We start from the raw sequence: 15,688 nt of genomic DNA, 5'->3' as shown, positions 1-15,688 counted from the left end.
GTCATAATTGAGACAAATGAAATCGATTTCTCTTTTTCTTCCTTTGCGAATCCCTACTAAATTAGCTATGATTATGAGTAGTTATAGGGAGGAACTGAGGTGAAACCAGTGCTTAGCCTTTTGTTTAAATTGGGAAAAAAGAAGCAAACGCTTGAAACATCTGTTGAAAAAATACAAAAAGGCGACAAAGATCTGCAGAACGATTTAATACAGCAATATAAGCCTTTTATCGCGAAGACGGTTTCATCCGTTTGTAAACGATATATAGATGAAAAAGACGACGAATTCAGCATCGGGCTGATCGCGTTTAACGAAGCCATTGAAAAATATTCGGCTGAAAAAGGTAATTCGCTGCTTGCATTTGCAGAGCTGATTATAAAAAGAAAAGTGATAGACTATATCAGAAAAGAAGCAAGAACCGCTCAGCATATCAATATGGATGTGCAGGAAGGCGACGACCAGGAATCTTCGCAGAGCCTTATTGAAGCGGAGCTTTCCATTGATGAATACCGCAAACAGATAGAACAGGAACAGCGCCGGGAAGAAATTCTTTTTTTTCAGAAGCAGCTGAAAGAATACGGCCTGTCTTTTAAAGAGCTGCTGGAACAATCGCCGAAGCATACAGATGCGAGGCAGAATGCGATTAAGGTAGCCTACACGCTTGTTGAAAATGAAGAGCTGGCGTCCATTTTGCACCAGAAAAAACAGCTTCCTGTCAAACAGCTGGAGCAGCTCGTGTCGGTCAGCAGAAAAACGATCGAACGGAACCGAAAATATATCATCGCCATGAGTATTATTATTACCGGTGATTATATTTATTTAAAAGATTATCTTAAAGGGGTGTTGCACTCATGAGAAGAGGGATCATAGTAGAGAAAAATAAAAAATTCGTCACGTTGCTAACCCCTGACGGACAATTTTTAAAAACAAAAAATGATCACCGCACTTGTGAAATCGGAGAGGAAATTACGTTCGAAGGCGAAACGCGTATGGGAAGAAGGGCCAGCTTTTTTGATTTTCTGAAACTGCGCCCTTTTAAATTGGGAGTGTTTACGATGACTGCTATTATTTTGTTTATTTTAATTTTGCTCCCGGTTTTTTCTGATAACAAAGCTTACGCGTATATGACGCTTGACATTAATCCCAGCATTGAAATGGCTTTAAACAGCAAATATGAAGTCATTGAACTGACACCGCTGAACCATGACGCCAAACAGGTCATCAGTGACATCGGAGATTGGAAAAGCAGCGATTTTAAAGAAGTCATCAGTAATATTATTACCGATTGCAGCAAGCATGGATATGTAAAGGAATCAAAAGAGATTTTAATTTCCACGGTTTATGAAAATACGGATGACAATACATATAAAAAAGGCGTTAAAAAACAGCTGGCCGACATGACTGAAAAATATAAGGGCACCTACCAGGTCCAATCGCTTGAATCTGATATGGAAACAAGAGAAAAAGCAAAACAGGAAGGGATGTCAACAGGCAGCTACATAAGAAGAAACGAAAAGAAAACAGAAGAAAAACAGCCTGAAAAGCAAACCGACGGCAATGAAACAGATCAAAAAGATACCGAAACAGACGCTGATCAAAGCGAGCAGCCGGACACAGAAAAGCCGGCGGCTGATGAAAAGACAGCTCCTGATGAAGAAAAGGCAGCAGAGAAGCCGGGAAACAATGAAACAACGCCCGGTACGGAAGAAGCGAAGCCGGACAGTCAGGACGGCAATCAGCAAACCGAAAAAAATGCAGCTTCCGGATCAGAGGAAAACACACAGAAGGAACAAGATGGGGAAACAGAGCAGCCCCCAACACAAAATCCTCAGGAAAACGGAAATGACAAAGAGCCTAAGCAAAAGTATTACAATCATTACTGGAATCATGATCGCAATGAACATTGGGAATCCTATCGGCATCATGAAGATTCATCAGACCGAAGGAATCCGAACGGCTACCGGCACGGAAAGGAGAATGCCGATAAATATCAAAATTCGCCGAGAAGTCCCGGCGAATAAGCTGCATTATTGATGTTTCCCGTTTAATTGTGATTGAGCCTGCTGTACAAGACGTTTTGTCATTTCCCCGCCTACAGAGCCGTTTGCGCGTGCTGCTGTATCAGAGCTAAGGTTCACGCCGAATTCTTGAGCCACTTCGTATTTAAATTGGTCAAGTGCCTGCTCAGCCCCTGGAACTAAGAGTTTATTTCTGCTCGCCATCTTTTTCATCTCCTTTTCTCTGGCAAGATGTGTTTTCGCATTTTAGTTTCAAACGGAACGGTATTGATTATGCTGGCAATTGTTGTACAGCAAAAAAACCCCGGCGCAGACACCGGGGCGAAGAAGCGTTATGAATTATAATAAATGGCTGGTCATTTTGTAGGCTGAGGCTTGAATATGGAAAGTCAAAACGGAGAGCACCGTGACGGCGATTATGGATCTGATATTGTTCCATTGTCTGCCTCCGAGTTCTTTAAAGCAGCTTTTGAGCTTGTCCGTCTGCTCTTCGACGAGCTCCTGCAGGCTCGTTTCCTTCATCGGCGGGTTTGCCTTATGATGAAGATAATCAATCACTTGGGCGCAGCTTTCATAGTAGCTGATCGGGCTGATGACGTCGTCTGATCTGTCTGTGATCGTGTTAAAAGCGATTTTTAATATGCCGCGTATATGTTCGAAGTCATAAATTGATTTTAAATCACGTACAATGAGAAGGATGACAGCTTGTTCAATTGTATATTTTTTGCCGAGTAAGGGGTGGCCGATTAAATCTTTAATATCGCGCTTCACCCAGTTTTGGACGGCGGTTGATTTTAAAGACGTCAGCTCGCACAGATTTCCCAGCTCGACAATCTCGTTAGTTGAAAGCCCGTATTCCTTTTTCTCTTTTTTTCGTTCGAATCTCGTCAGAAATTCAGGGATATGCAGACGGCTTTCCGCTTCATCCAAGGTCATATCCGCTGATTGCAATAAGATTTGGAGAGGGGTTGCGTCTCCTTGGCCTTTTAGCGCGTAAAGAAGCCGGACCATATCAGTTCGGGTCAGTTTAAACGTGTTCATGGTTCACCTCTGATTGATTACGTGTTACTTTCTAATATCAATGGGAATTACATTAACATCATACGTCGAAATTGTTGCATTTTCAAACAGATCATTTATAATTTAAGTAAATAAGTTCTTTTGATCTTAAAAAAGACGGAGGTAATTATGGCGAAAAGAATATTTCTGTTTATTTTAACGAACCTTTTGGTCATTACGACAATCGGAATTGTGCTTACGATTATTACAAGCGTTACCGGTGTCGGCTCGTATATACAAAATGGCCGCATTGATCTGATGGCATTGCTCGTGTTCAGTCTTGTCGTCGGTTTTGTCGGTTCTTTTATTTCTCTCGGAATGTCCAGATGGATGGCCAAAACGATGATGGGCGTCCGGGTGTTAAATCCGAAGAAACAGTCGCTCAGCTATGAAGAACAGCAATTGGTTGACCGTGTGCACAGATTGTCCCGTGCCGCAGGGATGACGAAAATGCCTGAAGTCGGCATTTATCATTCCCCGGAGGTCAATGCTTTTGCGACCGGACCTTCTAAGCGCCGTTCGCTTGTCGCGGTTTCTTCAGGTTTATTGCAGCAGATGGATGATGCTGCGGTGGAAGGGGTCCTTGCCCATGAAGTCGCACACATCACAAACGGTGATATGGTCACGATGACGCTGCTGCAGGGAATCGTCAATACGTTCGTCGTATTCCTTTCCCGAATCGCGGCATGGGTTGCAAGCCGCTTTGTCAAAGAAGACCTCGCGCCGGTCGTTCATTTTATCGCGATGATCGTGTTTCAGATTATCTTTTCCATTCTCGGCAGTCTTGTCGTCTTCGCCTACTCGCGCCACAGAGAGTTTCACGCTGACCGCGGCGGTGCAGACCTTGCCGGCAAGGATAAAATGATTCACGCCCTGCGTACGCTGAAGTCTTATACAGGACATGTGAATGAAGAGGACCAGACGGCGGTGCAGACGTTAAAAATTAACGGCAAAAAGCATTCGTCACTGTTCTCCACACACCCTGATCTCGATGAGCGCATCCGCAGGCTGGAAGCAAAATAATCAACAAAACCTCTGACAATCGTTTCAGAGGTTTTTTGTTTAAAGATCGGCAAATTACATAAGGTAATGAAAAATCTTTCTAAAAAGCCCTTTAAAAATACTCCCAATATCATTAGAATAATTACGTACTACATTTGAGAGGCAGAAGGAACTATCTTATGAAATTAACACTGAAGAAATTCATACAGATCTTGTCGCCTGCACAGCTGATTGCATTATATTATTTTCTTGCTGTGACGGTGGCATTTATTTTGCTAAGTCTGCCGGCCGCCCACAAACAAGGGGCCAGCTGGTCGTTTATAGACGCGCTGTTTACGGCTGTCAGCTCAGTCAGTGTCACCGGTTTAACGGTCGTCAACACGGCTGATACATTCAGCACGGCCGGGATTGTCATTTTGGCTTTCGTGCTTCAATTCGGCGGAATCGGCATCATGACGCTCGGAACATTCGTCTGGCTCATTATGGGCAAACGGATCGGTCTGCGGGAACGGAAGCTCATCATGGTGGATCAGAATCAATCGCAGTTTTCCGGTATCGTCAACCTGATGAAGCAAGTACTGTTTTTGATTTTATTAATCGAGTTTTTAGGCGGCATCATCTTAGGAACATATTTTTTAACGTATTATGATTCGTTTGAACAGGCGTACTTGCACGGATTCTTTGCGAGCGTCAGCGCCACGACAAACGGCGGTTTTGATATTACGGGAAATTCACTCGTCCCGTTCAGACATGACTATTTCGTGCAGTTTATTACGATGATTCTGATTATTTTCGGTGCGATCGGTTTTCCGGTGCTCGTAGAAGTAAAGGACTTTTTGTTTTCAAAACAGCGCAGATACTCATTCACGCTGTTTACGAAAATTACGACCGTTACGTTCGGAATGCTCGTTTTGTTCGGAGCCGTGGGCATTTACGCGCTTGAAGCAAGCCATGTCATGAAGGGGAAAAGCTGGCATGATGTTTTATTTTTATGTCTCTTTCAATCAACCGCTACGCGAAGCGGCGGGCTTGCGACAATTGACATCAGCCAGCTGTCGGCGCCGACATTATTTTTCATCTGCGCCCTCATGTTCATCGGCGCATCACCGAGCTCGGTCGGCGGCGGAATCCGTACGACGACGTTTGCGCTTAACCTTCTTGCCCTGTTTCATTTTGCCCGGGGGAATAAAGCGGTCAAGGTCTTTAAACGCGAGCTTCACCAGGCTGATGTCATGAAGTCGCTGGTCGTTACGATGATGGCGATTCTGCTCGTGTTCGGATCGACGCTGATTCTGGCCGTGACGGAGACAAATCAGACGCTGCTCGGACTGCTGTTTGAAGTGTGTTCCGCATTCGGAACGACCGGCCTGTCGCTTGGGATTACTCCGCATTTAAGCGACATCGGAAAATGCGTCATCATGATTGTCATGTTTATCGGCCGGATCGGCATTTTGACGTTCCTTTATCTGATCGGCCGAAAAGAAATCGAAGCAAATTATCACTATCCGAAGGAAAGAATAATTATCGGCTGACACCGCTTTTCAGAAAGCGGTGTTTTTTATTGCCGTAAAATGGATGAGTGGAAACAGTTTCTTTGGAGATTCTACTTGTAAAGAGGTGACGTCATTGTTTGCCGTATTTTGGAAGTCGGTAGTTATGATAGCGGTCGGTACCTTTTTATTGCGGATTGCCGGACGGAAATCAATCAGCCAGCTGTCGGTGACCCAGACAGTCATCATGATTTCGATCGGCTCGATTATTATTCAGCCGTTTATTGAACATAATTTATGGGAAACTATTTTCGCGGCGGCGATTTTTATTGCGGTATTAATCCTGATGGAATATTTAGAAATCAAATCAAGCTTTTTTGAGTTTTTATTTTCAGGAAAAACCGTCGCCGTTGTCAGAAACGGAAAAATCATCCCGGAAAACTTAAAAAAAATGCGTTTTACCGAAGCTCAGCTGTCAATGAGGATCAGGCAGGAAGGCCTCGGAAACATTCAAGATTTTAAATATGTGCTGCTTGAGCCGAACGGACAGATCGGCTATGAACTCATTGATGAGGCCAAAAACGTGACAGTGCGCGACTTGAAAAAAATGCTTGATGAATTCAAAACAGATTTGCTGACAGAAGGAGGAAATCAAATGAAACGCAAAGCAGCAAAGAATGAAGCTTTGACCAACAACAACACACCGACTGAGAGCATGGACAAAGATGCATACAAAACACAATATGACGGTGATCCCGGACTGAGAGGCGCAAACCGCAAATCAAAACACGGCAAACAAGGAGGCGAGTAACATGACGAAAAAAAACCGCCACAGCAAAGACATGCAAAACCATAAAAAGCCGATGGACCCTAAATTGCTTGAAGAAGAGTTTGCAAGCGAGCTCGGTGATTATAACGCCGGAAAATGGATTGAAACGCTTGAACAGACGAAGCCAAAGAAAAAAGAAGACGGCAAACAATAAAAAATACCTCTTAGGCGATAACGCTTAAGAGGTATTTTGCATTATTTCGAATAAGCACCGTTTCTTGTTCCTTTCACCGCTTCAAGCCAGCCGGTGATCCGCAGCTCAATAAACGGCTGTGCGGCCGTTTTCACCGCATTGCTGGAGAGAATGGACGTAAGAGCGGCCGTTAACATTAAGAGCATGACTAAATTCTGATAATCAGACAAGTGATCTTCAAGCCCGATCTGCCGCAGCGTTTTTATAATGAATCCATGCAGCAGATACACGTAAAACGTTCTCGTACCCCATTTCGTAAAGAAATAACGCTTTTGCGGAACGAGCGCCAAAAAGCTGAAAGTGGCGGCAAAGGCCAAAACATACCAGCCGATGCGCGACAGACCGCTCAACAGCGACACTGTGCCGAATGTAGAATAAGGCTCCGAACCGAACAGCCACGAGTAATCAAAATCAATACACCAGCATAAGAGGAAAACAATCCCCAGTACGCCCGCGGCAATCTGCCTGCCTCTTTTAGCCCGAAGCAAATCAAAGTGCTGTTTCTTTAAATAAAACCCGACAAGAAACATCGGTAGAAAAACAAACGTCCGTGAAAGACTCAGCGTGCTGCTGATAAAATCAAGATACCCGATCATGACGGCAAGCCCGCAGCTCGCCCCAAGCGCCCACATTTTCGGCAGCTTCGTAAAGGGGTAAAGCAGCAGATTCCAAAAGAATAAGCTGACTAAAAACCAGAGAGACCACTGCGGATCAATCGGATTGACGCTTGCCATGCTTTCATCCTGAATCAAATAGTAAAAAACTGAGTAAATGCCCTGAAAAATCAAGTACGGAATAATCAGCTTCACAGCCAGCTTCTTCACATAACCTTTCCGCTTAAAGTTTTTTGCGAAATAGCCGGAAACCAGGATAAAGGCCGGCATATGAAAAGTATAAATGAATTTGTAGAGATGGAGCATAAACTCATTTCCGTTAATAAATGACCGGAGGATATGGCCGAACACCACCAGAAAAATCAAGATAAACTTGGCGTTGTCAAAGTAACTGTCTCGCGATTTTGTCATAGCATCACCTTCTCTTCAAAAATCATCCACTGCATGATTATTTCCTGTTGGTGTTCATTTTAAAATAAAAAACAAAAAATTGAAGGAGGACAAAAGTGATTGTTAGGATGATGTAATGGGGAGGTAAGGATCGTAGAAAAAGACTTTAACTTGTCATATCATTGAAATTTTCTGAAATGTATAGGGCGAATGAAGGAAGATGAGGTATTTTGTAGAAATATTGAAGGATAGGTTTTTGAAGAAGGAGTGTACTGAATGGCTGAAACTCTGGATTTGCAAACAAAAGAGTCGCTGAAAGAGCAGCTGAAGCGGATGAAAGAGGAAAATGACCGCCTGAAGAGTGATTTGAACCGGTATCACGTGATTATGAATAACACGCTTGATGCCATTTTTATATGCCGTAAGGAAATGAAAATCGTCCAGGCGAACGAGGCTGCGGCCCGGATGATGCAGATTGAGGCAGAGAACCTCATTAACCGCTCCGTCCTGGATTTTTTATATTCCGTGCCTCAGGAAGAACTGAATAAGGCCGTGAAAAAGTTTTTAAAAAAAGGCCATCTGTGGAAAGAGGTGCCGATTAAGCTTGACAGCGGCGCGACGAAATACATTGAATTCCTCGCCAGAGACGGAATTGGGGAGGATTATTTTTTTGTGGTGATGAGGGATATCTCCTCTAAAAAAATATTAGAGCGCGAATTCTCCATGAACGAGCAGCTGTTTAAAGATTTGTTTGACAGGGCTGTCGACGGCATCGTGCTGTTTGATAAGGACGGCGGGTTTATTGATGCGAACCTCTCTTTTTGCAAAAGCTTTGAGATCGGCCAGAATGAATTGTCCCATCTGTCGCTCCGCCATTTTACCGACGGAGAAAACAAAAAGCATCTGAAAGAAATCTGGGAAACCCTCCGCAGAAAAGGAAACGCCAAAGGAGAACTGCCCGTCAAGCTTCGGTCGGGCGAAGAGAAGCTGTTTGAATTTACGATTACGTCCAACTTAATCAGCGGGTTCTACATGTCCATTATGAGGGACATAACAGAGAAACGGTTGATGGAATTGAAACTTTTTAAAAGCGAAGAGCGATTCCGCGAAATTTTTGAAAACGCCATGGACGCGATTGTCATTTGGTCTGATGACGGAAAGATTGCCAAAGCAAACGAATCGGCGTGCCGCATTTTCGAACTGCCGATGGATAAGCTGGTGGAGACGAATTTATGTACGTTTATCGTTGATCCGCAGAAAAAATATAAGCAGATTAAGAAAAAATATGAAAAATACGGGGAAATCCGTGAAGAAATGCTGTTTCAGATGGCAAACGGCCAATTTAAAGAGCTGGAATTCACATCAAAACGAACCATACTTGAAGGTCAGCATTTAACCATTTTAAGAAATGTCAGCGATCGTAAGCGGATGGAAAAAGAATTGCGGGAAAGCGAGCTGAAATTCAGAAAAGTATTCAACGGCTCAATGGACGGCAAGGTCTTATTTGACAACCAATTCCGCATTATTGACGCGAATCCTCTCGCAAGCCGTATACTCGGTATGCCGGATGAGGAGCTGAGAGCGTACACCGTTCCGGATATTCTTTCTTTATTTGATATTGAAAACGCGGGTGTTCCCGCCAGAAAGATTGATTTAGAAGGAATGGATAATGAAATCCCCTTCCTGTTAAGCAGCAGCGACAGCCGCAAACTGGAATTCTCCTTCAAAAGAAATATCATTCAAAATATGAATCTGGCCATCTTTAAAGATGTCACAGAGGCCAAAGAGCTTGAAGAGAGGCTGCGGAAATCCGATACTCTTCATGTTGTAGGGGAGCTGGCGGCGGGCATCGCCCACGAAATCAGAAACCCGATGACGGCGCTGAAAGGGTTCATTCAGCTTCTTCAAGGAAGCATTGAAGGCGAATATTCTCTGTACTTTAACGTCATTACCTCAGAATTAAAACGCATCGAGTCTATCATCACTGAATTTTTAATTTTAGCGAAACCCCAGGCGATATTATATGAAGAAAAAGACGTGACGCAGATTATGAAAGACACGGCTGATCTTCTGAATGCCCAGGCCAATCTTGTCAATGTGCAGATCCATCTGAACCTGACCGGAAACATCCCGCCGATTTACTGTGAACCGAATCAATTAAAACAGGTGTTTATCAATATTTTAAAAAACGCCATTGAAGTCATGCCGGGCGGCGGCAATATCTACGTGACCATTCAGTCTTCTGATCAAGACCACATTTTGATTTCTATTCAAGATGAAGGAACAGGCATTTCCGAAGACAAATTAAAACGTCTGGGTGAACCATTTTACACGACAAAAGACAGGGGAACGGGTCTCGGTCTCATGGTCAGCTATAAAATCATCGAAGAGCATCAGGGACGCATTCATGTGGAAAGTGAAGAAGGGAAGGGCACCGTTTTTCATTTGACGCTTCCGATCCGGCAGAATACCGAAGAAAGAAGGAGCGGGGAATGATCTGTTTTACAAGTGTGAGAGCGCCGTTTGGAACCGTCATCATAACAGAGGAAGAGAGCTTTATTACCGGCCTGTTTCTCACCGGGGAAGATTTTGAGGAATGGCGGAAAGACGCGCCCGGCGTAAAGCCGTGCGAAACCGCTTTGCTGTCGGAGGCGAAACAGCAGCTGGCATCATATTTTTCAGGAGAAAGAAAGCAATTCTCTCTGCCTCTGAGACAAAAAGGCACACCCTTTCAGGAAAGGGTATGGAACGCGCTGACGATGATTCCTTACGGGGAATCCCGAAGCTACGGCGATATGGCTGAAGCGATCGGAAAACCGAAAGCGGTGCGCGCCATCGGACAAGCCAATAAACGAAACCGGCTGCCGATTTTGATCCCTTGCCATCGGGTAATCGGCAAAAACAGCGCCTTAACGGGATACGCGGGCACGAAGACGGATGTAAAAGCGGTGCTGCTGAACATCGAACAAATATCCTATAATGAAAAATAAAGCGTATGGCACGTTCCGTTTTTTCACGTCCGACATATCATTTTATTAAGTGAAAAAAGTTGGTCTGATGAAAAAGGAGGACGAAGCCTGATGAAAATGAGCCGTCCGCAAAAGATAGCCGGTTATGCAGAGCTGTTTTTTAAAATGCATCTCATTACAGCCGTCCAAAAAGATAAAGTGATTACATTGTGCAGACAAAAAAACCGCTGACATTGCCTGAGGCAATATCATCAGCGGTTTTTCAGCTCAGCTGGCAGTCAGCGAATAATTGTTCAATTTCTTCCGTGTAAGAGCCGGTCACAATTCCTTTCTCGGTTATAATGCCGGAAATCAGGCTGCCCGGCGTGATGTCAAAGGCCGGATTGAAGACCGGCACATCTTCGGGAGCGGTGCGTATGCCGGAGATCTGTCTGACTTCATTCGGATCTCTCTCTTCAATCGGAATCTGATCGCCGTTTTCAATCTGCAAGTCAAATGTCGAAAGCGGTGCGGCCACAAAAAACGGAATTTGAAAGGCGTTTGCCAAAATAGCGAGGCCGTACGTTCCGATTTTGTTGGCCGTATCACCGTTTTTTGCAATTCTGTCAGCGCCGACAATGACCGCAGAAATATGTTTTTCCTTCATTGTATGGGCGGCCATGCTGTCCGTAATGAGCGTGACATCAATTCCGCCCTGCATCAGCTCCCACGCCGTCAGCCGTGATCCTTGGAGAACGGGTCTTGTTTCACATGCGTAGATATGAAGGCCGAGATCTTTTTGTTTCGCTAAGTAAAAGGGAGCAAGCGCCGTACCGTATCGGCTTGTGGCAATCGAGCCCGCATTGCAGATGGTCATGATCTGGTCGCCTTTTTTAAAAAGGTGCAGCGCATTCTGGCCGATCATTCGGCATGTTTCTTCATCCTCAATCTGAATTTGAATGGCTTCATGAACGAGCGTTGTCTTCGCTTCATTGATTGAGATCGCATCCCTGATGGAATCCGTCAGTCTGTCAAGCGCCCACGCGAGGTTGACGGCAGTGGGCCTCGAACTGTTTAAATACGCTTTGACATCCGCGAACTGACGTCGGAAATCTGAAAGGTCGCGGGCTTCAAACGACTTGGCGGAGAGCGCGAGTCCGAACGCCGCGGTTATACCGATGGCCGGGGCGCCCCTTACTTTCAGCGTGACAATCGCGTCGAATACATCTTCCTTTGTTTCAAGTTCCGCATATTCAGTGACGTCGGGAAGCTTTTGCTGATTTAAAATGCGGATGTAGGTTTCTTTCCATTCTACAGAACGGGGGATGGCAAATTCATTGGTCATGCTGCATCATTCCTTTACACGGAGCTTAAATTGGTCCAGAACCTCGGTGATATGCTTCAGTTTTTTTCTGTTTTCGATATAATAGGCGCCGATGTCAAGCGCCAGCTTCTTCCGTTCGATTCGTTTGTCAAACGGAGTGATTTCATCTAAGTCAGCCACATGGGCGAGTCCGATCGTGCGCCGGATCAATTCGCATCCCGCAAAACCGACCGCTTCCTCAAACGCGTTTTTCAGTGTGTCTTCCAGCAGGTGTCTGCGGGAAGGCAAGCAGTCTTTCTCCCATGCTTCACTGAATGTTTTCACAAATGTATCCCATACGGCGGCAGTATGATCATATAACGGCTGTCTGTCGTCACCGTCGCGGCTGAGGGCGTTTAACAGCAGATTGGCGATAAATTGGCCGATGTCAAACCCGATCGGTCCGAAGAAAGCAAACTCGGGATCAATCACCTTTGTTTCATGTTCATCGGCGAAAATGCTTCCCGTGTGCAGATCGCCGTGAACCAATGTTTCCGCGGAATTCAGAAAGATGGCTTTCAATTCGTCAGCGCCTTCTTTCAGCCGGGAATTGTTCCAAACTTTTTCTGCGTATGGGCGCAGCTCCTTTTCAAAATCGTTTGTCTCATGGTCGAGAAACGGTTCTGTAAACACAAGCCTTTCCGTAATATTGCAAAGCTCAGGATTTGTAAACTGCTTTGCGAGCTGCTGCTTTACTTTCGCATCAAGCGCATAATCAGATGAGTAAAACAGCGTTTTCCCTAAAAATTCACCGATATGAACCGATAAGTTCGGATAATGCTGCCCTTCCAGCAGCCCTTTTCTTGAAATCCGCAAATGGGAGAGGTCTTCCATTACCGTGACGGCCATTTCAGTATCGGAATAGTAAACGGCCGGAACGAGGTGCGGCACGTGTTCGCCCTGGCGGATGAGGGCGCTGCTTTCGATTCTCGCCCGGTCAATGGTAAGCGGCCAGCTTTCACCGACGACTTTCGCGTAAGGAATCGCCTGTTTGATAATCAGTCCTTTTTTGTTTTCTTTATCGTAAACATGAAAGACGTAATTTAAATTGCCGTCGCCGATTTCACGGCATGTCAGAGTGCTTTTGTTTTGGAATAAGCCGAGCTTGACGGCTAACGCGGCGGCGGAGCTTTCTGTTAATTGTTCATAAAGACTTGTTTTAGTTGCTGACATGGATTTACCCTCCAATTATGTAGTGGCAGTAAGAGATCGTGACGGAGAATACGCCCGAAAAAAAGCCTCCTTCTCTGAAAGAGAAGGAGGCTGAAACAGTGCAGTCCGCCTCTTATCTCTCAGATAACATCTGATGGAATTAGCACCGTGCCTTATGAGACAATCGTCTCGGCGCAAAATGTACGCGCCCCATTTCACAATGGAATTACGGTCGGTTGCTGTTGGGGTCAAAAGGCCAATCCCTCGCCCAACTCTCGATAAGAGAAAAATATATTGATTTGTATCACAATTCGGATTAATCAGTTGATGAAAATATTAGCAGGTGCCGGATATTCTTGTCAACGTTTTTTTGAAAATTAATATAAATCACGCCGTAAGTCTTGGAAAACCGGAATGGTTCCGCGAACGGCCGCGCTTTCTGACACATCGATTTCCGCTCGGACTGCGCCTTCCGTCCGGTCTCCTTCGGCTAAAATCCGGCCCCACGGGTCAATAATCAGGCTGTGGCCGGCAAATTCATTATCGGGATTGGACCCCGTGCAGTTAGAGGCTGCGACAAAACATTGGTTTTCAATTGCTCTGGCGATAAGCAGGCTTCGCCAATGATCAAGGCGGGGCAGAGGCCATTCCGCAGAGATAAACAGGACATTCGCGCCCTGGGACGTATGCTTTCTGATCCATTCGGGGAAACGGATATCATAGCAGATAAGCCCGGCGCACTTGACACCGTCAAGCTCAAAGGAACCGTCGCTGTTTCCTGCTGACAAGTAAAGGTGTTCATCCATCAGCTGAAACAGATGGGCTTTCTGATACCGCTTCACGATCTGTCCGCTGTTATCGGCGATGTACATGGTGTTATAGACATTTTCGCCTTCTTTGACCGCAAAAGATCCGGCAACGAGGTGTACGTTGTATGTTTTTGCCGTTTCTTTAAGCCATTGTTCCGAAACTTTGCCGTTTTCATCCGCCAGCTGGTCTAGCCGTGTGAGATCATAGCCGGTCGTCCACAGCTCAGGAAGCACGATTACATCCGCATGGCGGCTTTCTTGCTCAATCAAAGATTCTGCTTTTTTAAAGTTTTCTGAAGGATTTCCGTATGAAATATCAAATTGCAAACAGGAAACGGTCCATTTCATTTTTTAACACCTCAAGTTTCTCTTTACTTTTTTTATTTAACCATATATGATGATGGACTATCATTTCAAGACATTTTTAGAAGGTGAAAATATGAACTTTGAAATCTCAGATGTACTCAAACAGCTGCCGGAACAATTTTTCGCATCATTGGTGCAAAAAGTGAATCAAAAGCTGAAAGAAGGCAGAGACGTCATCAATTTAGGGCAGGGAAACCCTGATCAGCCGACGCCTCAGCATATCGTTGAAGAAATGAAGCGCGCCGTCGAAAGGCCGGAAAATCATAAATACTCATCATTCCGGGGCGCTTACAGCTTCAAAAAAGCAGCCGCTGCATTTTATGAAAGGGAGTACGGGGTCACGCTTGATCCGGAAACGGAAGTCGCCGTGCTGTTCGGAGGCAAGGCGGGACTTGTTGAGCTTCCGCAATGTCTTTTAAACCCGGGAGATACCATTCTGGTGCCTGATCCCGGATATCCTGATTACTGGTCAGGCGTCGCCCTTGCAAAAGCGAAAATGGAAATGATGCCGCTGACGGAAGAAAGAGGGTTTCTCCCTGATTACAGCGTAATTCCTGAAAAGGTGCGGAGCGAGGCGAAGCTGCTGTATCTCAATTATCCGAATAATCCGACCGGCGCTGTGGCGACAGAGGCGTTTTTTGAGGAGACGGTCGGTTTTGCGGAGCAAAACGGCATTTGTGTCGTTCATGATTTCGCGTACGGAGCCGTCGGCTTTGACGGGCATAAACCGCTGAGCTTTTTGCAGACCGAAGGCGCAAAAGAGACGGGAATCGAAATCTATACCTTGTCCAAAACGTATAATATGGCGGGCTGGCGGGTCGGATTTGCTGTCGGAAACGCTTCTGTCATCGAAGCGATCAACCTTTATCAGGATCATATGTTTGTCAGCCTGTTTCCCGCGGCGCAGCAGGCGGCGGCAGCCGCACTTTTAGCGGATCAGGCATGCGTCGCGGCGCAAAATGACAGATATGAATCGAGACGCAATGCATGGATTAAAGCCTGCCGCGATATCGGCTGGGATGTAACGGCTCCGGCGGGCTCTTTTTTTGCATGGCTCCCTGTGCCTGACGGTTATACGTCACAGTCGTTTTCAGACCTGCTGCTCGAGAAAGCGGATGTCGCGGTCGCTGCCGGAAACGGGTTCGGAAAATGGGGGGAAGGCTATATAAGAGTCGGTCTTCTGACAAGTGAAGAAAGACTTAAAGAAGCTGCGGAACGGATCGGGAAACTGAATCTTTTCACCCGAAAAAGCATTGACATATCAGAATAACAATGCGATAATTCAAAATACTTTATAAAATCATTATTCTTATCAAGAGCAGGCAGAGGGACGAGCCCGATGAAGCCCGGCAACCGACTGATAAAGCACGGTGCTAATTCTTGCAGCAGGAGCTGAGAGATAAGATTCGGACATAACACGAAGCCTCTTTCTGCTCATACGGAAGAGGTTTTTTT

The 15,688-nt window shown here is 45.4% G+C and carries 15 protein-coding genes and 2 riboswitches; of the genes, 9 read left to right on the top strand and 6 right to left on the bottom strand.

From position 1 onward, the window contains the following. The first annotated feature begins 99 nt into the window (after positions 1–99). Both sigI and SB24_RS03095 read left to right on the top strand, forming a co-directional pair. On the top strand, positions 100–855 hold the full coding sequence (gene sigI, locus SB24_RS03100) for an RNA polymerase sigma factor SigI (RefSeq protein ID WP_003154719.1): 756 nt from the start codon (positions 100–102) through the stop codon (positions 853–855). Further along, complete coding sequence (locus SB24_RS03095; RefSeq protein ID WP_007407209.1) at positions 852–2,021, top strand: anti-sigma factor domain-containing protein; 1,170 nt, start codon at positions 852–854, stop codon at positions 2,019–2,021. Before sigI ends, SB24_RS03095 begins: the two co-directional genes overlap by 4 nt. 6 nt (positions 2,022–2,027) lie before the next feature. On the opposite strand, the gene SB24_RS03090 is transcribed toward SB24_RS03095, so the two are convergent. Together SB24_RS03090 and SB24_RS03085 are read right to left on the bottom strand one after the other, a co-directional pair. Then, positions 2,028–2,222 (bottom strand): alpha/beta-type small acid-soluble spore protein, encoded by a 195-nt coding sequence (locus SB24_RS03090; protein ID WP_039251672.1) that lies wholly within the window; start codon positions 2,220–2,222, stop codon positions 2,028–2,030. Between the two features lie 135 nt (positions 2,223–2,357). Then, complete coding sequence (locus tag SB24_RS03085; protein ID WP_015417331.1) at positions 2,358–3,059, bottom strand: DUF1836 domain-containing protein; 702 nt, start codon at positions 3,057–3,059, stop codon at positions 2,358–2,360. Between the two features lie 147 nt (positions 3,060–3,206). Here SB24_RS03085 and htpX point away from each other — a divergent pair, with 147 nt between their 5' ends. From htpX to SB24_RS19890, 4 genes are all read left to right on the top strand, one after another. Beyond that, entirely contained in the window at positions 3,207–4,100 is an 894-nt protein-coding gene (gene htpX, locus SB24_RS03080; RefSeq protein WP_007407207.1) for a protease HtpX, read from the top strand. A gap of 158 nt (positions 4,101–4,258) precedes the next feature. Next, a complete protein-coding gene (locus tag SB24_RS03075; RefSeq protein ID WP_015417332.1) occupies positions 4,259–5,611 on the top strand; it encodes a TrkH family potassium uptake protein in 1,353 nt (450 codons plus the stop codon). Positions 5,612–5,705: 94 nt separating this feature from the next. Next, positions 5,706–6,380 (top strand): DUF421 domain-containing protein, encoded by a 675-nt coding sequence (locus SB24_RS03070; protein WP_015417333.1) that lies wholly within the window; start codon positions 5,706–5,708, stop codon positions 6,378–6,380. Between the two features lies 1 nt (position 6,381). Beyond that, positions 6,382–6,552 (top strand): hypothetical protein, encoded by a 171-nt coding sequence (locus SB24_RS19890; RefSeq protein ID WP_007610936.1) that lies wholly within the window; start codon positions 6,382–6,384, stop codon positions 6,550–6,552. Between the two features lie 41 nt (positions 6,553–6,593). Here SB24_RS19890 and SB24_RS03065 read toward each other — a convergent pair whose 3' ends face one another. Further along, positions 6,594–7,616: an acyltransferase family protein gene (locus SB24_RS03065; RefSeq protein WP_020955723.1), complete on the bottom strand. Its 1,023-nt coding sequence runs from the start codon at positions 7,614–7,616 to the stop codon at positions 6,594–6,596. A gap of 255 nt (positions 7,617–7,871) precedes the next feature. Here SB24_RS03065 and SB24_RS03060 point away from each other — a divergent pair, with 255 nt between their 5' ends. Beyond that, on the top strand, positions 7,872–10,091 hold the full coding sequence (locus SB24_RS03060) for a PAS domain-containing sensor histidine kinase (RefSeq protein WP_015417334.1): 2,220 nt from the start codon (positions 7,872–7,874) through the stop codon (positions 10,089–10,091). Next, a complete protein-coding gene (locus SB24_RS03055; RefSeq protein ID WP_015417335.1) occupies positions 10,088–10,585 on the top strand; it encodes a methylated-DNA--[protein]-cysteine S-methyltransferase in 498 nt (165 codons plus the stop codon). Before SB24_RS03060 ends, SB24_RS03055 begins: the two co-directional genes overlap by 4 nt. Positions 10,586–10,826: 241 nt before the next feature. On the opposite strand, the gene mtnA is transcribed toward SB24_RS03055, so the two are convergent. The 3 genes from mtnA to SB24_RS03040 all read right to left on the bottom strand — a co-directional run bounded on the left by mtnA (position 10,827) and on the right by SB24_RS03040 (position 14,215). Further along, positions 10,827–11,888, bottom strand: a complete 1,062-nt coding sequence (gene mtnA, locus SB24_RS03050; protein WP_039251667.1) for an S-methyl-5-thioribose-1-phosphate isomerase — start codon at positions 11,886–11,888, stop codon at positions 10,827–10,829. 6 nt (positions 11,889–11,894) lie between these two features. Next, positions 11,895–13,079 carry an S-methyl-5-thioribose kinase gene (gene mtnK / locus SB24_RS03045; protein WP_039251664.1) on the bottom strand — a complete coding sequence of 395 codons (1,185 nt, stop codon included), beginning with the start codon at positions 13,077–13,079 and terminating at the stop codon, positions 11,895–11,897. Positions 13,080–13,188: 109 nt separating this feature from the next. Next, positions 13,189–13,343: riboswitch (SAM riboswitch) on the bottom strand. 92 nt (positions 13,344–13,435) lie between these two features. After that, positions 13,436–14,215, bottom strand: a complete 780-nt coding sequence (locus SB24_RS03040) for a carbon-nitrogen family hydrolase (RefSeq protein ID WP_003154702.1) — start codon at positions 14,213–14,215, stop codon at positions 13,436–13,438. Between the two features lie 91 nt (positions 14,216–14,306). Here SB24_RS03040 and SB24_RS03035 point away from each other — a divergent pair, with 91 nt between their 5' ends. Beyond that, on the top strand, positions 14,307–15,503 hold the full coding sequence (locus SB24_RS03035; RefSeq protein WP_015417339.1) for a pyridoxal phosphate-dependent aminotransferase: 1,197 nt from the start codon (positions 14,307–14,309) through the stop codon (positions 15,501–15,503). A 36-nt stretch (positions 15,504–15,539) separates the two neighbouring features. Next, a riboswitch (SAM riboswitch) is annotated at positions 15,540–15,639 on the top strand. Positions 15,640–15,688 lie beyond the last annotated feature (49 nt).

This window comes from Bacillus sp. Pc3 (assembly GCF_000815145.1).
Lineage (GTDB): Bacteria > Bacillota > Bacilli > Bacillales > Bacillaceae > Bacillus > Bacillus velezensis.
Note: the sequence above shows the minus strand (reverse complement) of the source record. Positions and strands in the feature narration are given on the sequence as shown.